Consider the following 18,960-nt stretch of genomic DNA (forward strand, 5'->3'; position numbering starts at 1 on the left):
GGCGCAATTGCCCTACGTTTCAACCACCGCGAAAGAAACGCGCCGGAGGCTCGTCCGGAGACAAATCCGCCGCTAACGCGTTGTCTTCACTGTTTGTCTTTTGTTCATCCACACCTTCTCGCAGGCGAAACTCGTCGTCCTGAGCGGTCGCCTGTTCAACCAATTCCGGATTAATCTCGCGCTTAACTTCTACCCCCAGGCTGCGGAATGATTCGGCCTGCGCCAGCAGGTTGCCGCGTCCGGAGGCGAGTTTTTTCATCGCCTGGCGGTAGTTATCCTGCGCACGATCCAGGCTCTGACCAACGGAAGACATGTCGTCCACGAAGAGGCGCATTTTGTCGTACAGCTTGCTCGCACGATCGGCAATCTGCTGCGCGTTGCGGCTCTGGTGCTCATAGCGCCACAGGTTGGCAATGGTACGTAACGCCACCAGCAGCGTGGTGGGGCTGACCAGCATGATGTTATTTTTGAGCGCTTCGGTGATGAGTTCAGGCTGCCTGTCGAGCGCCAGCAAAAACGCGGGCTCTACCGGGATAAACATCAGGACGTAGTCCAGCGAGCGCAGCCCCGGCAGCTGCTGGTAATCCTTTCTGCCGAGCAGGCGGATATGGTTACGCACGGAGGCGATATGCTCCTGCAGCGCGGATTCGCGGATATAGTCATCCTCGGCGTTGAAATAACGTTCGTACGCCACCAGCGTCATTTTGGCGTCAATGACCACATCTTTGCCCTGCGGCAGACGCACAATTACATCCGGCTGCATGCGAGAGCGGGCATCGTTCTCAATGCTGACCTGCGTTTCATATTCGTACCCTTCCCGCAGACCAGAAGCTTCCAGCACGCGGGTCAGCACGACTTCGCCCCAGTTGCCCTGGGTTTTGTTATCCCCCTTCAGCGCGCGGGTCAGGTTAACCGCTTCCTGCGCCATCTGGGCATTCAGCTGCTGAAGATTGCGGATCTCATGCGCCAGCGTGTGCCGCTCGCGGGCCTCCTGTCCAAAACTGTCCTGTACCTGACGACGAAAGCCGTCCAGCTGTTCGCGCAGCGGCGTCAGCAGGCTGTTCAGGCTCTGGCGGTTCTGTTCGTCAACGCGGCGGTTGCTGTGCTCAAAAATTCGATTGGCGAGGTTCTCAAACTGTTCGCTGAGACGCTGCTCGCTGTTGATCATCTGGCGGATTTTGTCTTCCGCATGCAGCTGGGTGGATTCAAGGCGGGTGGTCACTTCGCGAAGATCGGCCTCCAGCGAGGTGTTGATATCACGGAGATTGCGCAGCTCGTTGTTGAGCAGTTCACACTCGTCGCGCCAGTGCTCGCTCAGGGCAAGCTGCTGTTTTGTCGCGCTTAAATCGGCGACGATCTCTTCACGTTCAGCCAGCTGATCGGCCTTCTGCTGCGCGTGCTGGTAGCTGGACATCAGCCAGCCTATCGCAACGCCCGCCAGCGCAATCACCGCATAAATCAGGATTGAGATATCCACAAAGCCCCCTGCATCAACGTATTACCCGCACAATGTAAGATTGTGCTGTATAAACGTCCAGTTTGAAAGGGTTTTCCTGCGAGGTGCTACGCAAAAAATAAAGGCCGATCGCGTCGGCCTTTGATTTCAGAAGAGAGGACTAGATCAGGCGACGCGCGGCTTCTACCACGATTTTCACGGCATGACTTTCGGTCTGCTTCATGGTTTCGGCGTTCGGGATCTCCTGCTGGGTGCGGTTAACGATAACGCCCGCCACCATACCGGCACGCAGACCCTGGCTTGCGCACATGGTCAGCAGCGTGGCGGATTCCATTTCGTAGTTCATTACGCCCATGGACTGCCACTCTTCCATTGAGCCTTTGAAGCGGCTTACCACGCGGCCTGAGAAGGTGTCGTAACGCTCCTGGCCCGGATAGAAGGTGTCGGACGACGCGGTTACGCCTACGTGAGTGGTTGCGCCCACCGATTTCGCGGCTTCAACCAGCGCGGTGGTGCATTCGAAATCCGCCACTGCCGGGAATTCCATCGGTGCAAAGTGCAGGCTTGCCCCGTCCAGACGGACGGATGCGGTCGTGACCAGCACGTCGCCGACGTTGATGTGCGGCTGAATCGCGCCGGTGGTACCGATACGCAGGAAAGTACGAATGCCCAGCTGCGCCAGCTCTTCAACAGCGATAGAGGTAGACGGACCACCGATACCGGTAGAGCACACGATCACCGCTTTGCCATCCAGCTCTGCGCGCCAGGTGGTGAACTCACGATGGGCAGCCAGCTTGACCGGCTTATCCATCAGCGCGGCGATCTTTTCCACACGCTCAGGATCGCCAGGGACGATCGCGAGCGTAGCCCCTTGTAAATCGTTTTTGGTGAGGCCGAGATGAAAAACATCAGACTTAGACATAGGTGACTCCTCTGTGGGTCGGTTAGTCAGAAGAAGTAAAACGGTACTTTACAGAAGCAGTAAGCATATTTTCGTGACGCACCTCACCATGAATGAAAATGATTACATTGAATTTCCATAAAAAAGTGATTTACATCACATTAACAAGTTATATCGCCAGGTGCTGCACAAAAGATAGACCGTTTAAGGCACTGTGAGTTGTTAACCTGGTGTCTATATTTACCTTTGCGCTAACTCATTGGTACGGAGAATGCCATGACTGAAAAAACCGGTTTTGCACCTGCTGCGGCCCCGCTTGCTTCAACCATCGTTTCAACCTCAGAAGAGGCCATCACGGCGGGCGAGACCTCCATTCCCTCGCAGGGGGAGAATATGCCCGCTTATCACGCGCGGCCAAAATCGGCAGAGGGTCCGCTGCCCATCGTGATCGTGGTTCAGGAAATTTTTGGCGTTCATGAACATATTCGCGACCTCTGTCGCCGTCTGGCGCTGGAAGGCTATCTGGCCGTTGCGCCAGAGCTCTACTTCCGTCAGGGCGATCCGAACGACTACAGCGATATTCCCACATTGCTCAGCAACCTGGTCAGCAAAGTCCCGGACGCGCAGGTGCTGGCCGATCTCGACCACGTCGCCAGCTGGGCGGCGCGCAACGGGGGCGACCCGCACCGTCTGCTGGTCACCGGTTTCTGCTGGGGCGGACGCATTAGCTGGCTGTATGCTGCGCACAATCCGCAGCTCAAAGCCGCTGTCGCCTGGTACGGCAAACTGGTGGGTGAAAAAACGCTGAATTCGCCGAAACATCCCGTGGATATCGCTACCGAGTTAAATGCCCCGGTGTTAGGCCTGTACGGCGCTCAGGACACCGGGATTTCGCTTGATTCGGTAGAGACCATGCGCCATGCGCTCCGTGCGGCAAACGCAAAGGCGGAGATTGTGGTGTACCCGGATGCCGGGCATGCGTTTAACGCCGATTATCGTCCGAGCTATCACGCGGAATCAGCCCAGGATGGCTGGCAGCGGATGCTGGCGTGGTTTAGCCAGTACGGCGGGAAGAAAGCCTAAAAAAGCCCGGTGGCGGCTGCGCCTTACCGGGCCTTCAGGTAGGCCAGGTAAGCGTTAGCGCCACCCGGCAACCCAGCGCCACTACGCCTGACGCAAGTTCTGTGCCGCCTTCACCATGTTGGCGAGCGCCGCACGCGTCTCCGGCCAGCCGCGTGTTTTCAGGCCGCAGTCCGGGTTCACCCACAGGCGCTCTGCCGGAATGCGCTGGGCGGCTTTTTTCAGCAGGGCCTCAATCCACTCCACGCTCGGCACGTTCGGGGAGTGGATGTCGTACACGCCCGGCCCGATTTCATTCGGGTAGTCGAACTCTTCAAACGACTCCAGCAGCTCCATGTCTGAACGCGAGGTCTCAATGGTGATCACGTCGGCGTCCAGCGCGGCAATGGAATCCATGATGTCGTTAAATTCGCAGTAACACATGTGGGTGTGGATCTGCGTGTCGTCCTTCGCCACCGATGCGTTGATGCGGAAAGCCTCTACGCTCCACTTCAGGTAGGCATCCCAGTCGCTGCGGCGCAGCGGCAGACCTTCTCGCAGCGCCGGTTCGTCAATCTGGATAATGCCAATGCCCGCCGCCTCCAGATCCGCCACCTCATCGCGCAGCGCCAGCGCGATTTGCTTCGCGATGGTTTCACGGGTCACGTCTTCGCGCGGGAACGACCAGCAGAGAATGGTCACAGGCCCGGTGAGCATGCCCTTAACCGGCTTGTCGGTAAGAGACTGGGCATATTTGGCCCACTCCACGGTGATCGGTTCCGGGCGGCTGACGTCGCCGATCACCACCGGCGGCTTCACGCAGCGGGAGCCGTAGCTCTGCACCCAGCCGTTCTGGGTAAACACAAAGCCGTCCAGGTGCTCACCGAAGTATTCCACCATGTCGTTACGCTCGGCCTCACCGTGCACCAGCACGTCCAGACCTAAACGCTCCTGCTCGATAATCGCCTGCTTGATGTGCTCCGCAATGCCGGTACGGTAGTGATTCGCGTCCAGATTGCCCTTTTTAAAGTCCAGACGCAGGCCGCGGATCTCCGTAGTCTGCGGGAAAGAGCCGATCGTCGTGGTCGGCCATGCAGGCAGGTTGAAGCGGGCGCGCTGGGCTTCCGCGCGCACCTCATACGGACTCTGGCGCTGGCTGTCCTGGGCGGTAATAGCCGCCAGACGTTTTTCCACCGCCGGGTTATGCACGCGCGCCGAGTGACGACGTGCCTGGATCGGCGCGCTCCATTCGGTAATCGCCGCCGTGTCGCCACTGTTCAGCGCGTCGCGCAGCAGCGCCAGCTCTTCACATTTTTGCTGGGCGAAGGCAAACCAGCTTTTCACCTCGGCATCCAGGCGGGTCTCCACGCTCAGATCGATCGGGCTGTGCAGCAGGGAACAGGACGAGGCCACCCACAGCTCACGTTTGCCGACGATATCTTTGATTTGTGCATATTTCTCGGTGAGATCGGCGCGCCAGACGTTACGACCGTTAATCAGCCCGGCGGAGAGCAGCCAGTCTGCAGGCAGGCGCTTGTGCAGCTCCAGCACATCGTCTTTGCCGTGGACCAGGTCAACGTGCAGGCCCTGCACCGGCAGCGCGGTAATGGTCTTCAGGTTCGGCGTGACGCCTTCAAAATAGGTGGTCAGCAGGAGTTTTACCTGACCGGTGAGCGCGTCATACGCCGGTTTGAAGGCATCGAGCCATGCCTGCGGCAGTTCGAGCACCAGCGCGGGTTCGTCGATTTGTACCCACTGAATGCCGCGTTTGCCCAGCTCAATCAGGACCTGTTTGTAGACCGGCAGAATATCCTTCAGCAGGCTGAGTCGGTCAAACGGCTCGCCTTTCACTTTGCCCAGCCACAGGTACGTTACCGGCCCGAGCAGCACCGGTTTCACCTGGTGGCCCAGCGCCAGCGCTTCGTCCACCTCGTCCAGAAGCTGCGTCCAGGTCAGTTTAAACTGCTGGCCTTTTACGAACTCCGGCACCATATAGTGATAGTTGGTGTTGAACCACTTGGTCATTTCCGCCGCTGCCGCTGGCTCACCCGTTGGCGCACGGCCACGGCCGATGCGGAACAGGGTATCGATATCTACCGATCCATCGTTGTTCTGATGACGAGCCGGCACGTTGCCCAGCAGCAGGCTGGTCGTCAGAACATGGTCGTACCAGGCGAAATCGCCCACCGGCAGCAGGTCAATGCCCGCCTGTTTTTGCTGCTCCCAGTGACGGGCGCGCAGCTCGCGTCCCACCGCCAGCAGTTCTTCAAGGGTGGCGTTACCCGCCCAGTAGCTTTCTTGCGCTTTTTTCAGCTCGCGACGCAGGCCAACGCGAGGGAAACCGAGAGTGTGATTGCGGATTGTCATGGTGAGCCCCTTATGAAATTGGTTATTTAGACGTCCAGATGTTTACACATCTATAATTGGCAGGTACTGTATATTCCTCAAGCGCAATATGTTCATGGCGAAGTGAAGGACTTTCATGATCGAGATTAAACACCTGAAAACGCTACAAGCGTTGCGGAACTGCGGCTCGCTCGCGGCGGCGGCGGCCACGCTGCACCAGACCCAGTCCGCGCTTTCTCACCAGTTCAGCGATCTGGAACAGCGCCTCGGCTTCCGTCTTTTTGTGCGTAAGAGTCAGCCGCTACGCTTTACGCCGCAGGGTGAAATTCTGCTTCAGCTGGCGAATCAGGTGCTGCCGCAAATCGCCAGCGCGCTGCAGGCGTGTAACGAACCGCAGCAGACCAAACTGCGTATCGCCATTGAGTGCCACAGCTGTATTCAGTGGCTGACCCCCGCGCTTGAGAACTTCCGCCAGAAGTGGCCGCAGGTGGAGATGGACTTTAAATCCGGCGTCACGTTCGACCCGCAGCCCTCGCTGCAGCAGGGCGAGCTGGATCTGGTGATGACCTCTGACATCCTGCCGCGCAGCGGTCTGCACTATTCGCCGATGTTTGATTATGAAGTGCGTCTGGTGCTGGCGCCGGACCATCCGCTGGCGACAAAAACGCGCATCACGCCGGAAGATCTTGCGACCGAAACGCTGCTGATTTATCCGGTCCAGCGCAGTCGTCTGGATATCTGGCGACACTTCCTGCAGCCAGCAGGCATTAGCCCGCAGCTAAAAAGCGTGGATAACACGCTGCTGCTGATCCAGATGGTGGCGGCCAGAATGGGGATTGCGGCGCTGCCGCACTGGGTGGTGGAGAGCTTTGAACGCCAGGGCCTGGTGGTGACCAAAACCCTGGGTGAAGGACTGTGGAGCCGACTGTACGCCGCCGTGCGTGATGGCGAGCAGCGTCAGCCGATTACGGAGGCGTTTATTCGCTCAGCGCGGAACCACGCGTGCGACCATCTTCCGTTCGTGCGGAGCGCGGAGCGACCCATCGGCGATGTACCCACAGCGAAGCCAGGATCACCGCTCCCCCAATAAGGAAGCTCGGCCAGTGCGGCTGCTGCTGCCAGATGGCGAGGTTAACCAGCAGCCCTGCCGGGACATGCACATTGTTCATGATCCCGAGCGTACCGGCGTCGACCTGCGTCGCGCCGTAGTTCCACATGAAGTACCCCAGCCCGGATGCTACGACGCCCAGCCAGACCAGCACTCCCCACTGCACGCCGGTGGTCGGCAGCTTTTGCGGGTTCCCCAGCATAAACCACGCCGCCACCGCGACAATCGCGGCGCCCATGTAGAACCACGCAAACGCGTTATGCTGCGGCATCGGACGGGTTTCCATCAGGCGCTTGTAGCCCACCATGCCGATGGCAAAACTGATGTTGGCGAGCTGGACGAACATCAGCCCGGTCCAGAAGTGATCGCTGACTTTGTCATAGCGAATAATCGCCGCGCCGATCGCCGCCAGCGCCGCGCTCAGGAGGTATCCCCAGCGCAGACGGCGTCTGCTGAGCAGGTCGTAAATCAGCGTGATGTAGAGCGGCGTAAGCACGGTAAAGAGCAGAAATTCGGAGACGGACAGGTAAACGTAGGCCCGGAAGCTAAACAGATACATGATGCCAAGCTGCATCGCCCCAACCAGCATGTACAGCACAATCGTTTTCAGCGATTGCCCGCGCGCGCGCAGAAACGGCAGGAACACCAGCGCCGCCAGCCCCACGCGCATTAGCACCGAGAAGTAGCTGTCGACCGAGCCGGCAAGGTATTCGCCAATCAGGCTAAAGGAGAAGGCCCACAGGATAGTGGTGATAATGAGTAGCGCCACAATGCTTGTCTCTCTGAAAGAAGGAGAGGCATTGTAGCGAACTCTTTAGTTGACATCTGAGCAATAAACAATCAAATGAAGATTATTCAAGGAACAGTTTGCGCAGATACTTCGGCACCGCGTTGTCAGCATTGGAACCGATCACTTCCAGCTCCGGGTGCAGATCTTTCAGACGCTGATGCGCGTTCTGCATGATGCAGCCCTTGCCCGCCATAGAGAGCATTTCGGCATCGTTCATGCCGTCACCGAAGGCGATACAGTCTTTCAGCTCGAAGCCCAGACGTTTCGCTACCGCCTCCAGCGCGTGACCTTTGGAGACGCCACCGGCCATCACTTCCAGGCAGGTCAGGGTTGAGAAGCTGACGTTCACGCGATCGCCCCAGCGGGCGTTGATCGCCTGCTCCAGCGGGAGCAGTTCTTCGTGGCTGTCGCAGGTAAAGAACACCTTGCTGATCCCTTCCGGCTCCAGCAGGCCCGGCTCGTACAGGGAGTAGTTGAATACCGCTTCCTTGAAGAAACGCATTTCATCCGGGCGGTGGCGGTTCATAAACCAGTCGTCGTCGCGGTAAACGTTCGTGACGATAGCCGGGTTGTTATGCACCACGCCGAACAGATCGGCGGCAATATCGCGATCCAGGTTATGGGTAAAAATCAGGTTGCCGTCAGTATCATGCACGCGCGCACCGTTGGAGGTGATCATGTACGATTTGATCTCGAGATTATCGCGGATCTGCCCCACGTCGACGTGGTGGCGGCCGGTGGCAAACACGAAGTTTACGCCACGGGCGGTCAGAAGCTTCAGGGTCTCTTTCGCGTAAGGCGACAGGGTGTGGTCGGGGGAAAGCAGCGTGCCATCTAAATCAGATGCAACAACCTGGTACATAGGGATTTCAACCTCTGGTGGAAAACAAGAATCAATTATGCCCGTTGAAAAAATCAACAATGGCGTTGAGCGCGACCGAGCGCATAGCGTCCTTTTCAAAAAGGATCTCATGGTACGCACCGTGAATAACCAGCGGTTTCCCCCCTTCACAAGGGTGACCGGCGGCAGCGCGCAGTTCACAATAGCGGTCATGCATGCGGTTATCGACCACACGCTCTTCTTCCGCCTGAATCAGGAGCGTTGGCGTGTCGTCATCGCCGACACCCGCCAGCACCTGCTCGCCGGCAAGAATACCTTCCCGCACCCAGTGCCAGGTCGGGCCGCCCACGCGTAAACGCGGCTCATCGGCATAAAAGCGCAGGTTGCGGCGATAGCGTTGCCGACTGTGGGTTAAGACGTTGATGGCGAACGGCAGCGCGCGCCAGCGTCCTGTCCCGATGGCGTAGCCTTCCCGAATGCGCTGATGGCCCTCAGCCCAGTCGAGAAGATGGCGGACCATCCAGTCGGGAAAACGTATGACGATACCGTACATCGGCGCGGTCAGCGCAATGGCATCGCACTGGTGTTTATAACGCTGCAAAAACAGCGTCGATATCGCACCCCCCATGGAGTGCGCAAGGATGTACCGCTTACGCCAGGGGCCGGGCTGCACTTCCTGCTCCCAGAACGCGGCGAAATCGTCGACGTAATCGCTGAAGCGATCGACGTGCCCACGGTGCGTGTCAGGCAACATGCGGCCGGACAGCCCCTGTCCACGGTGGTCGATGATAAGCACATCGAACCCCATATGGACCAGATCGTAAGCCAGTTCGGCGTATTTAACGTAGCTTTCAATGCGCCCGGGGCAGACCACAATCACCCGGTCATTTTTTTCATCACGGAAACGAACGAAGCGTACCGGGATGCCCCCGACGCCCGTAAACTCATCTTCCTCACGCTGGCGCCAGAAATCGGTCAGCGGCCCCATGGAGAAAGCAGCAAATGCGTTTTCTCGTGTTTCCCAGTCCTTTTTCTGCTGAAACATCGGGTTTCTACTCACCTAAGCCAAGGAATATCGTTTTTTCGTCACCGGTCACAAAATGACTCAACAATAGCGTATTGTGGCATAAAAACAGACAATTCGGGAGTTTCAAATGACCTTTGAGTGGTGGTTCGCTTACCTGCTGACATCCATCATCCTCAGTCTTTCACCGGGCTCGGGCGCTATTAACACCATGACCACCTCCATCAACCATGGGTATCGCGGGGCGGCGGCATCCATTGCCGGTTTGCAGACCGGGCTAGGCATTCATATCGTGCTGGTCGGGATTGGTCTGGGAACCCTGTTCTCCCGCTCCGTACTGGCGTTTGAGGTGCTGAAATGGGCCGGGGCGGCGTATCTGATTTGGCTCGGCATTCAGCAGTGGCGCGCGGCAGGCTCCATCAACCTGAATACGCTCGCTCAGACGCAAAACCGCGGCCATCTGTTCAAGCGTGCGGTGTTCGTCAATCTGACCAACCCGAAAAGCATCGTGTTCCTCGCCGCGCTGTTCCCGCAGTTTATCGTGCCGCATCAGCCCCAGGTGATGCAGTACGTGGTGCTGGGCGCGACCACGATTATCGTCGATATCATCGTGATGATTGGTTACGCGACGCTCGCGCAGCGGATTGCAGCGTGGATAAAAGGGCCTAAGCAGATGAAGGCCCTGAATAAAGTCTTTGGTTCGCTGTTTATGCTGGTTGGCGCGCTGCTTGCGTCAGCGCGTCATGCTTAGCGAGAAATGATGAGATGAATGCCGAAGCCGGCGAACAGCGCGCCGGCGAAGCCGTCAATCCACTTCGCAATGCGTTGGTAGCCACGGCGCATTGCCGGTAAGGCGAACAGGCTGGCGACGACAGTGAACCAGGCAAAGGTTTCAACGACGATCAGCAGGAAGATGCCCCAGCGCGCGCCCGCGCCAACGCTATCGCCGACAAACAGCGAGAACACGGAGCCGAAATAGATGATCGCTTTCGGGTTCGCCAGGTTGGTCAGCAGCCCTTTCACAAAGCTGCGGCCGCCCGTTGCCAGCTCCACCTTTGGCTCTTCCGGCTTTTTCTCTTCTTTCTTCAGCGCCCCGCGCAGCATCTGGTAGCCCATCCAGCACAGGTACAGCCCACCGCCCACCATAATGATATTATGCAGCCAGGCCATCTTCGCCAGGATCAGGTTCAGACCGAGCAGCGCAACCGCCGCCCAGACCATAACGCCCATGGTGATACCGAGCACGCCCATCATCGCCTCTTTGCGGGAGCGGCTGACGGCCGTTTGTGATACGAAGAAAAAGTCAGGGCCCGGGCTCATCAGCGCAACGATATGCACTAGCGCCACGGTGAGAAATAGCATCAGCATAATTAACTCGCGGGGAAATAATTCAGTGAGTCATCATCCTGGCACTTTTTTGCCCGGCTGACTACTCCTCATCATCACCGTCGGCGTGAGAGCGGATGAGCGCCATAAACTCTTTCCCGAAGCGCTCCAGCTTGCGCGTTCCCACGCCGTTGACGCTGAGCATTTCGCTGGCGCTGAGCGGCATCTGCTCGGCCATCTCAATCAGCGTCGCGTCGTTGAACACCACGTAAGGCGGGATGTTCTCTTCGTCAGCAATGGCTTTACGCAGCTTGCGCAGTTTGGCGAACAGCTTGCGGTCGTAGTTTCCGCCGTAGGATTTTTGCATCACCCGAGGCTTGAGGGCGACCACGCGCGGCACGGCGAGCTTGAGCTCAACGTCACCGCGCAGTACCGGACGCGCCGCTTCCGTCAGCTGAAGCGCGGAGTGCTGAGCAATGTTCTGCGTGGCAAAGCCGAGGTGGATCAGCTGGCGAATAATGCTGACCCAGTGCTCGTGGCTCTGGTCTTTGCCAATACCGTAGACAGGCAGCTTGTCGTGACCCATGTCGCGGATGCGCTGGTTATTCGCGCCGCGCAGCACTTCCACCACGTAGCCCATCCCGAAGCGTTGATTCACGCGGTAAATGGTTGAGAGCGCCTTACGCGCGTCCATCAGGCCATCGTACTGCTTTGGCGGATCCAGGCAGATATCGCAGTTGCCGCACGGCTCCTGCCGCCCTTCGCCAAAGTAGTTGAGCAGTACCAGACGACGGCAGGTTTGCGCTTCGGCAAACGCGCCCATCGCGTTGAGCTTGTGGCGTTCGATATCCTGCAGCTGTCCCTGCGGTTTTTCCTCGAGACAGCGGCGCAGCCACGCCATATCGGCCGGATCGTAAAACAGCATCGCTTCCGCAGGCAGACCGTCGCGCCCGGCGCGGCCGGTTTCCTGATAGTAGGATTCGATATTGCGCGGGATGTCGAAGTGCACCACAAAGCGCACGTTGGGCTTGTTGATGCCCATGCCAAACGCCACCGTCGCGACCACAATCTGCAGGTCGTCACGCTGGAATTTCTCCTGCACGTCGGCGCGGATGTGGTTCTCTAATCCGGCGTGATACGCGGCGGCGCTAAAGCCGCGGTTTTGCAGGCGCGCGGCGGTGTCTTCCACCTTCGCACGGCTGTTGCAGTAGATAATGCCGGACTTGCCGCGCTGCTCCTGGACGTAGCGCAGAAGCTGATCCAGCGGCTTGAACTTTTCCATCAGCATGTAGCGGATGTTCGGGCGGTCGAAGCTGCTGACCTGAATATAGGGGTCGTTCAGCCCGAGCAGGCGAACGATATCCAGGCGGGTGGTGTCATCCGCCGTGGCGGTCAGCGCCATAAAAGGCAGCTCGGGGAAGCGCTGACGGAGCTGGCCGAGGGCGGCGTATTCCGGGCGGAAATCGTGCCCCCACTGGGAGATACAGTGCGCTTCATCCACCGCCAGCAGGACCGGGTTCCAGTGCGCAAGATGGTCGAGGAAGTTATCCAGCATCAGGCGTTCCGGGGCGATATACAGCAGGCGGATCTGCCCGGTGCGGCACCCGGCCATCACCTCTTGCTGCTGCTCCCGGGTTTGCGTGGAGTTAAGGCAGGCCGCCGCCACGCCGTTGGCGAGCAGCTGGTCAACCTGGTCCTTCATTAGCGAAATGAGCGGAGATACCACGACCGTCAGGCCGTTAAGCACCAGCGCGGGCACCTGATAGCAGAGGGATTTCCCGCCGCCGGTCGGCATCACCACCAGGCAATCACGACCTTCCAGCACCGTTTCAATGATGGTTTCCTGGCCAGGGCGGAACTGCTGGAAGCCAAAGGTTTCATGCAAAACCTGTTTAGCCAGCGACTCCTGATTCAATACTTCCGCCTGCGCCACGTTAACCCCATATGCCAGAAATGAAACAGGCGCTATTTTCAGCGCCTGAGAGAGAAACTTCAACGTTTAACGCAAAAACATTCGAGCAGCCTAGAGAATATCGTTCAGCATTACGCCCACGCCGACGCGAGTCTGGTTGAAGTTGTAATCGATAAGCGACTCGCCGTAGCCGCTGTAAACCTGCGTATAAAGGCGGACATGCTTGCTTACCGGATAGCTTAAGCCCACTTCCGCACCGCCGTAACCGGTGTTCCAGTTGTACTGCCCTTTCGCGCTCAGCACGGCATCACCTAGCTGGTAGCCGACTTTGAGCTGGTAATAGCCCATGTATTTGGTGATATCCGGGTTGTCATCCGTGCTGCCAACCACATACCACGGCTTCACTTCCACCATCCAGTTACCGTTCTGCGCCATCAGACGCGTATAGGCGCGGTTCCAGCTGCGGGAGGTTGGATCGGAGCGTCCGTTAGAATCGTGGTTAAAGCCCACTTCGACATCGCGCAGCGTCCAGCCCGCAAACTCATAATCCGTTGCGAAGCCGAGGAACAGCTGCGGCTCATAGTTCGTTTCACGGAACGGCGAGGACTCCGCGCTGTTTGAGAGCTGCCACCAGGATTTCTGCGTGTAAGAAGCCCCAAACACCGAGTTTGGCCCCAGAATACCGCGCCAGAACGGGAAGGCAAGGCTCAGCTGGAACTTCACCTCGTCTTTACGCGCATTATCAGACCAGTTATAGGAGCTTATTGCCTCCTTGTTCATATCGCTGGTCTGGGTGTAGATCACGTAGTTGGTGTCGTACGGATAGAGCGTGAACGGATTGTCATGCTCCTGAAGAAGGTTCGCGATAATACTACCGTGAACGGCAGGCTTATCATGCACCTCTTTGATTGTCGCTTCCTGCGCATAGGCTGTGAGGGGCAGCGAAACCGCCGCCAGTAACCAGGCCAGATACGTCCGCATCGGTGGTGTTCTCCTGCTAAAGAGTAAAATTGATTGAATAGTTATGTGGCGAACATTCTACAGACTTCTGCGACAACTGCTGCATCCTCGTTTCTGAAAGTGGAAATCCGTATTGTTGAGGCATAAAATCAACATTTCATTAACAATAGGGATGTGATGCCTCATGTCAGCCATGCTTACCGCCGAAGAAGTGTTAAAACTTGTGGGCGAGATTTTTGTTTACCATATGCCGTTCAACCGCGCGCTGGGACTGGAGCTGGAGCGTTACGAGAAAGACTTCGCCCAGCTGAGCTTCAACAACCAGCCGATGATGGTCGGTAACTGGGCGCAAAGTATTTTGCACGGCGGCGTGATTGCCTCCGCGCTCGACGTGGCGGCAGGTCTGGTCTGCGTTGGCAGTACGCTGACCCGCCATGAAACCATCAACGAAGACGAACTCCGCCAGCGTCTGGCGCGCATGGGCACCATTGATTTGCGCGTCGACTATCTTCGCCCGGGGCGCGGAAATCGCTTCACCTGCACCAGCAGCCTGCTGCGCGCGGGGAATAAAGTTGCCGTGGCGCGCGTTGAATTACACAACGAAGAACAGGTTTATATCGCCAGCGCAACCGCCACTTATATGGTGGGTTGAGGCGGCAAAATCGGGTAAAATTGATTCACTTTCTTGTAACGGATTTTCCCGATGGATGCTAAACAGACGCGGCAGGGCGTTTTACTCGCCCTTGCCGCTTATTTTATTTGGGGTATCGCCCCGGCGTACTTCAAGCTTATCGCCTACGTTCCGGCCGATGAGATCCTCACTCACCGCGTTATCTGGTCGTTTTTCTTCATGATTGCGCTGATGAGCCTCAGCCGTCAGTGGTCGGGCGTCAAAACGCTGCTGCAAACGCCGAAGAAGATCTTCCTGCTGGCGCTCTCTGCCGTGCTGATTGGCGGCAACTGGCTGCTGTTTATTTGGGCGGTGAATAACCATCACATGCTCGAAGCGAGCCTGGGGTACTTCATTAACCCGCTGGTGAACATTGTGCTGGGGATGATTTTCCTCGGTGAGCGCTTCCGCCGGATGCAGTGGGTGGCGGTGATCCTGGCCTTCTGCGGCGTGCTGGTGCAGCTCTGGACCTTCGGCTCGCTGCCGATAATCGCCCTCGGCCTGGCGTTCAGCTTTGCGTTTTACGGTCTGGTGCGTAAGAAGATTGCGGTGGAAGCACAGACGGGGATGCTGTTTGAAACCCTGTGGCTGCTGCCGGTGGCGGCGATCTACCTCTTCGGCATCGCCGACAGCGCCACCAGCCACATGGGCAGCAACCCGTGGTCGCTGAATCTGATGCTGATGGCGGCGGGCGTGGTGACCACCATTCCCCTGCTGTGCTTCACCGGCGCGGCAACGCGCCTGCGCCTCTCCACGCTGGGCTTCTTCCAGTACATTGGTCCGACGCTAATGTTCCTGCTGGCGGTGGTGTTCTACGGGGAAGTGCCGGGGGCGGATAAGATGGTGACGTTCGCCTTTATCTGGGTGGCGCTGGCGATCTTCGTTGCCGATGCGATTTATACCCAGCGCAGAGTGCGTAAAGGGCTGTAGGGCCTTTTTGCCGGATGGCGGCTGCGCCTTATCCGGCCTACACGTTCTGTAGGGCGGGTAAGCGCAGCGCCACCCGCCAGATTTTTACAGCCAGTTACGACGCTTAAAGTACAGATACGGCGCCAGCCCCGCGAGGATCATAAAGATAATCGCCCCCGGGTAGCCAAAGCTCCACTTCAGCTCCGGCATAAACTCAAAGTTCATCCCATAGCTCGATGCCACCAGCGTCGGCGGCAGGAACACCACGGATACCACCGAGAAGATCTTGATGATGCGGTTCTGCTCGATGTTGATAAAGCCCATCGCCGCCTGCATCAGGAAGTTCACCTTCTGGAACAGGGATTCGTTGTGCGGCAGCAGGGATTCGATATCGCGCAGGATCTCACGCGCCTGCTCCAGCTGACCGCCCGGCAGACGCGCCTTGCGCACCAGGAAGTTCAGCGCGCGCTGGGTATCCATCAGACACAAACGCACCTTCCAGCCGATATCTTCCAGCTCCGCCAGCGTGGAGAGCGCTTCATCGTACTCATCGCCCTGATGGCCTTCCATGATCACCCGGCTCAGCTTTTCCAGATCGCTGTAGATGTTTTCAATTTCGTCCGCCAGCTGTTCAATTTTGGTTTCGAACAGGTCGAGCAGCAGCTCGTAGGCGTTACCGTCCACCATCGCCTGGCTGCGAGCGCGCATGCGGTAGAGGCGGAAGGCCGGAAGTTCGCGCTCGCGCAGGGTAAACAGACGGCCGTCGCGAATGGTAAACGCCACGGTGGAGTTACCCGCGTGGTCTTCCGCATCTTCAAAGAAGAAGAAGGAGTGAATGTGCAGGCCGTCTTCGTCTTCAAAAAAACGCGCGGAGGCTTCGATGTCTTCCAGTTCCGGGCGGGTTGCCAGGCTTTGCCCCAGCTCAGATTGTACGCGAAGGCGCTCATCGTCGTCCGGCTCGACCAGATCCACCCATACGGCATCAATGAGGGGCTGTGACTCTTCGGCTTCAAGCCGAGTCAGTCGGTTATTTTCGAGTTGAAATGCGCTCAACATGACCGGGACTCCCAATGCAAAAAATATCGGACAGTTCGGTGGGCACACAGAAACAAATTGGGTTTCAGACCATTAAACAGCCTGACTCAGCGCGACGGGATTAGTGCAGTCGCTGACAACCACTAAGGCCATCAGCAAGAGGAGATAGCCTTAGGAGTTGTTCCTGGATGACAGGGAATTGAGCCAGTATCTACTGGGTGTGTCCAAGGCGAATGTCCTCTTAGCGTAATCGTGCGCGCATGTTACGCCAGCTATAACTGTGGCGTCAACACGCAACGGAACGCTGAAGGGCATTAATTGACCTTCACCGTATAAGGCTAGCAGATTATTACAAAATAATGATATTTTTCTGAAAGTTAGACTGTTTCCAGCTTCGCATAGGCCGCCACCAGCCATTTGATCCCCTGCCCCTGGAACGCCACCTGCAGGCGGCTGTGCTCGCCGCTGCCTTCCAGATTCACAATGGTCCCTTCGCCAAACTTTGAATGGCGCACGCGCTGGCCCAGCTTGTAGCCGGTGTCGGTTTCAGAGATGGGTGAGCCCATACGCGGATGGCTGACCGGACGGCTGATGCTGGCCCGCAGACGCACCTCTTCCACGCACTCCTCCGGCAGTTCGCCGATAAAGCGCGACGGACGGTGATAGACCTCTTTCCCGTACAGACGGCGGGTTTCGGCGTAGGTTAACGTCAGCTTTTGCATCGCACGGGTCACGCCCACGTAGGCCAGACGACGCTCTTCTTCCAGACGGCCGCCTTCATCCAGCGACATCTGGCTCGGGAACATCCCCTCTTCCATGCCGACGATAAACACCTGTGGGAACTCCAGGCCTTTGGCGGAGTGCAGCGTCATCAGCTGAACCGCATCCTGCCAGGTGTCCGCCTGCCCTTCCCCCGCTTCCAGCGCGGCATGCGACAGGAACGCCTGCAGCGGCATCAGGTCTTCGTCTTCTTCGTTATAGCTGAACTGGCGCGTTGCCGTGACCAGCTCCTCTAAGTTCTCGATTCGGGTCTGGCCCTTCTCGCCTTTTTCCTGCTCGTACATGGTGCGCAGGCCGGAGTCTTTAATCACCCGGTCGGTCTGCACGTGCAGCGGCATGTCGGCGGTTTCCTGCGCCAGGGCGTCAATCAGCTCAAGGAAGCGCTGCAGGGCGCTGGCGGCACGTCCGGCGAGGGCTTTTTCCTGCAGCAGCTCGCGGCATGCCTGCCACAGCGTCAGCTGGCGGTCGCGCGAGGCCTGGCGCACCACGTCCAGCGTGCGGTCGCCGATGCCGCGGGTTGGCGTATTCACCACGCGTTCAAACGCCGCGTCGTCGTTACGGTTCGCAATCAGACGCAGATACGAGAGCGCGTCTTTGATTTCCTGGCGTTCGAAGAAGCGCATGCCGCCGTAAATGCGGTACGGCATGCCCACCTGCAAGAGCGCCTCTTCCAGCACGCGCGACTGGGCGTTGCTGCGGTAGAGAATGGCGCACTGCTCCAGCGCGCCGCCGTTGTCCTGCCAGGTTTTAATGCGGTTGACCACGAAGCGCGCTTCGTCGAGCTCGTTGAAGGCGCAGTAAATCGAAATCGGTTCGCCGTCGACGCCGTCGGTCCACAGCTTTTTACCCAGACGCCCGTTGTTGTTTTCAATCAGGGCATTGGCCGCGCTCAGGATGTTGCTGGTCGAGCGGTAGTTCTGCTCCAGACGGATGGTTTGCGCGCCGGGGAAGTCGTTGAGGAAGCGCTGGATGTTCTCCACCTGCGCCCCGCGCCAGCCGTAGATTGACTGGTCGTCATCACCCACGATCATCACCTTGCCGGTATCACCGGCCAGCAGGCGGATCCACGCGTACTGGATGTTGTTGGTATCCTGGAATTCGTCCACCAGGATATTGGTAAAGCGTTCACGGTAGTGCTGCAGGATGTGCGGCTTGTTGAGCCACAGCTCGTGGGCGCGCAGCAGCAGCTCGGCGAAATCCACCAGACCGGCGCGATCGCACGCTTCCTGATAGGCTTTGTAGACGTTCTGCCAGGTCTGCTCGACCGGGTTGCCGAAGCTCTGAATATGGTGCGGGCGCAGCCCTTCGTCTTTCTGGCCGTTGATGTACCACATCGCCTGACGCGGCGGCCACTGCTTCTCGTCGAGGTTCATCGCCTTGATCAGGCGCTTCAGCAGGCGGAGCTGGTCTTCGCTGTCGAGAATTTGAAAATCCTGCGGCAGGTTGGCGTCCATGTGGTGCGCGCGCAGCAGGCGGTGCGCCAGACCGTGGAAGGTGCCGACCCACATGCCGCCCTGGCTGGTACCCATCAGCTGGGCGATACGGTGGCGCATCTCCGCCGCTGCCTTGTTGGTGAACGTCACCGCCATGATGGAATACGGGGAGCAGTTCTCCACGCTCTGCAGCCAGGCGATACGGTGAACCAGCACGCGCGTCTTACCACTGCCCGCTCCAGCCAGCACCAGCAGGTTGGTGCGCGAGGCGGCAACCGCGTCACGCTGTTTGTCATTAAGGCTGTCGAGCAGGTAAGAAACGTCCATTGGCACCGTCACATAGTATTCAGGAACAGAGCAAAACGCCCGGTGGCGCTACGCTTACCGGGCCTACAACTGCACAACCCTGG

General features: G+C 58.2%; 17 protein-coding genes. 5 read left to right on the forward strand and 12 right to left on the reverse strand.

The features are described from left to right. Positions 1 to 19 precede the first annotated feature (19 nt). On the reverse strand, positions 20 to 1,477 hold the full coding sequence (gene rmuC / locus ACMWKK_RS19320) for a DNA recombination protein RmuC (protein WP_112781702.1): 1,458 nt from the start codon (positions 1,475 to 1,477) through the stop codon (positions 20 to 22). A 139-nt stretch (positions 1,478 to 1,616) separates the two neighbouring features. Continuing rightward, positions 1,617 to 2,378 (reverse strand): uridine phosphorylase, encoded by a 762-nt coding sequence (udp, locus tag ACMWKK_RS19325; protein WP_003860792.1) that lies wholly within the window; start codon positions 2,376 to 2,378, stop codon positions 1,617 to 1,619. A gap of 255 nt (positions 2,379 to 2,633) precedes the next feature. Between udp and ACMWKK_RS19330 the strand changes: the two genes are divergently transcribed. Continuing rightward, the gene (locus ACMWKK_RS19330; protein ID WP_045330242.1) at positions 2,634 to 3,440 is read left to right on the forward strand and encodes a dienelactone hydrolase family protein; all 807 of its coding nucleotides are present in this window, start codon (positions 2,634 to 2,636) and stop codon (positions 3,438 to 3,440) included. 81 nt (positions 3,441 to 3,521) lie between these two features. Here the strand turns inward: ACMWKK_RS19330 and metE are convergent, their stop codons facing one another. Then, positions 3,522 to 5,783 (reverse strand): 5-methyltetrahydropteroyltriglutamate--homocysteine S-methyltransferase, encoded by a 2,262-nt coding sequence (gene metE, locus ACMWKK_RS19335; RefSeq protein WP_112781701.1) that lies wholly within the window; start codon positions 5,781 to 5,783, stop codon positions 3,522 to 3,524. A gap of 115 nt (positions 5,784 to 5,898) precedes the next feature. On the opposite strand from metE, the gene metR reads away from it, so the two are divergent. Then, positions 5,899 to 6,852 (forward strand): HTH-type transcriptional regulator MetR, encoded by a 954-nt coding sequence (gene metR / locus ACMWKK_RS19340; RefSeq protein WP_112781700.1) that lies wholly within the window; start codon positions 5,899 to 5,901, stop codon positions 6,850 to 6,852. Here the strand turns inward: metR and ACMWKK_RS19345 are convergent. The 3 genes from ACMWKK_RS19345 to pldB form a co-directional block, all read right to left on the reverse strand. Then, positions 6,740 to 7,639, reverse strand: a complete 900-nt coding sequence (locus tag ACMWKK_RS19345) for a carboxylate/amino acid/amine transporter (RefSeq protein WP_112781699.1) — start codon at positions 7,637 to 7,639, stop codon at positions 6,740 to 6,742. The genes metR and ACMWKK_RS19345 overlap by 113 nt on opposite strands. 82 nt (positions 7,640 to 7,721) lie before the next feature. Beyond that, positions 7,722 to 8,522, reverse strand: a complete 801-nt coding sequence (yigL, locus tag ACMWKK_RS19350) for a sugar/pyridoxal phosphate phosphatase YigL (RefSeq protein ID WP_021242854.1) — start codon at positions 8,520 to 8,522, stop codon at positions 7,722 to 7,724. Between the two features lie 31 nt (positions 8,523 to 8,553). Beyond that, entirely contained in the window at positions 8,554 to 9,546 is a 993-nt protein-coding gene (gene pldB / locus ACMWKK_RS19355; protein WP_045330252.1) for a lysophospholipase L2, read from the reverse strand. Positions 9,547 to 9,655: 109 nt separating this feature from the next. Here pldB and rhtB point away from each other — a divergent pair, with 109 nt between their 5' ends. Then, positions 9,656 to 10,276 carry a homoserine/homoserine lactone efflux protein gene (rhtB, locus tag ACMWKK_RS19360; protein WP_008501533.1) on the forward strand — a complete coding sequence of 207 codons (621 nt, stop codon included), beginning with the start codon at positions 9,656 to 9,658 and terminating at the stop codon, positions 10,274 to 10,276. Here rhtB and rhtC read toward each other — a convergent pair. The 3 genes from rhtC to pldA form a co-directional block, all read right to left on the reverse strand. Continuing rightward, entirely contained in the window at positions 10,273 to 10,893 is a 621-nt protein-coding gene (gene rhtC, locus ACMWKK_RS19365; protein WP_032644787.1) for a threonine export protein RhtC, read from the reverse strand. The genes rhtB and rhtC overlap by 4 nt on opposite strands. A 61-nt stretch (positions 10,894 to 10,954) precedes the next feature. Continuing rightward, positions 10,955 to 12,784 (reverse strand): ATP-dependent DNA helicase RecQ, encoded by a 1,830-nt coding sequence (gene recQ / locus ACMWKK_RS19370; protein ID WP_045330254.1) that lies wholly within the window; start codon positions 12,782 to 12,784, stop codon positions 10,955 to 10,957. A 90-nt stretch (positions 12,785 to 12,874) separates the two neighbouring features. Continuing rightward, the gene (pldA, locus tag ACMWKK_RS19375; RefSeq protein WP_045330257.1) at positions 12,875 to 13,744 is read right to left on the reverse strand and encodes a phospholipase A; all 870 of its coding nucleotides are present in this window, start codon (positions 13,742 to 13,744) and stop codon (positions 12,875 to 12,877) included. Positions 13,745 to 13,907: 163 nt separating this feature from the next. Between pldA and yigI the strand changes: the two genes are divergently transcribed. Continuing rightward, positions 13,908 to 14,375 (forward strand): acyl-CoA thioesterase YigI, encoded by a 468-nt coding sequence (yigI, locus tag ACMWKK_RS19380; RefSeq protein ID WP_045330259.1) that lies wholly within the window; start codon positions 13,908 to 13,910, stop codon positions 14,373 to 14,375. A 51-nt stretch (positions 14,376 to 14,426) separates the two neighbouring features. Then, positions 14,427 to 15,323, forward strand: coding sequence for an EamA family transporter RarD (rarD, locus tag ACMWKK_RS19385; RefSeq protein WP_023309622.1), 897 nt, complete (start codon positions 14,427 to 14,429; stop codon positions 15,321 to 15,323). Between the two features lie 84 nt (positions 15,324 to 15,407). Here the strand turns inward: rarD and corA are convergent, their stop codons facing one another. The 3 genes from corA to uvrD form a co-directional block, all read right to left on the reverse strand. After that, a complete protein-coding gene (gene corA / locus ACMWKK_RS19390) occupies positions 15,408 to 16,358 on the reverse strand; it encodes a magnesium/cobalt transporter CorA (protein ID WP_008501540.1) in 951 nt (316 codons plus the stop codon). A gap of 150 nt (positions 16,359 to 16,508) precedes the next feature. Then, a complete protein-coding gene (gene ysgD, locus ACMWKK_RS19395; RefSeq protein WP_212743980.1) occupies positions 16,509 to 16,565 on the reverse strand; it encodes a YsgD/CorL family protein in 57 nt (18 codons plus the stop codon). 149 nt (positions 16,566 to 16,714) lie between these two features. Then, positions 16,715 to 18,877 (reverse strand): DNA helicase II, encoded by a 2,163-nt coding sequence (gene uvrD, locus ACMWKK_RS19400; RefSeq protein WP_028014791.1) that lies wholly within the window; start codon positions 18,875 to 18,877, stop codon positions 16,715 to 16,717. Positions 18,878 to 18,960: the final 83 nt, after the last annotated feature.

It is taken from the genome of Enterobacter sp. 01-M-03-SI-ECC (assembly GCF_047530215.1).
Taxonomy (GTDB): domain Bacteria; phylum Pseudomonadota; class Gammaproteobacteria; order Enterobacterales; family Enterobacteriaceae; genus Enterobacter; species Enterobacter chengduensis.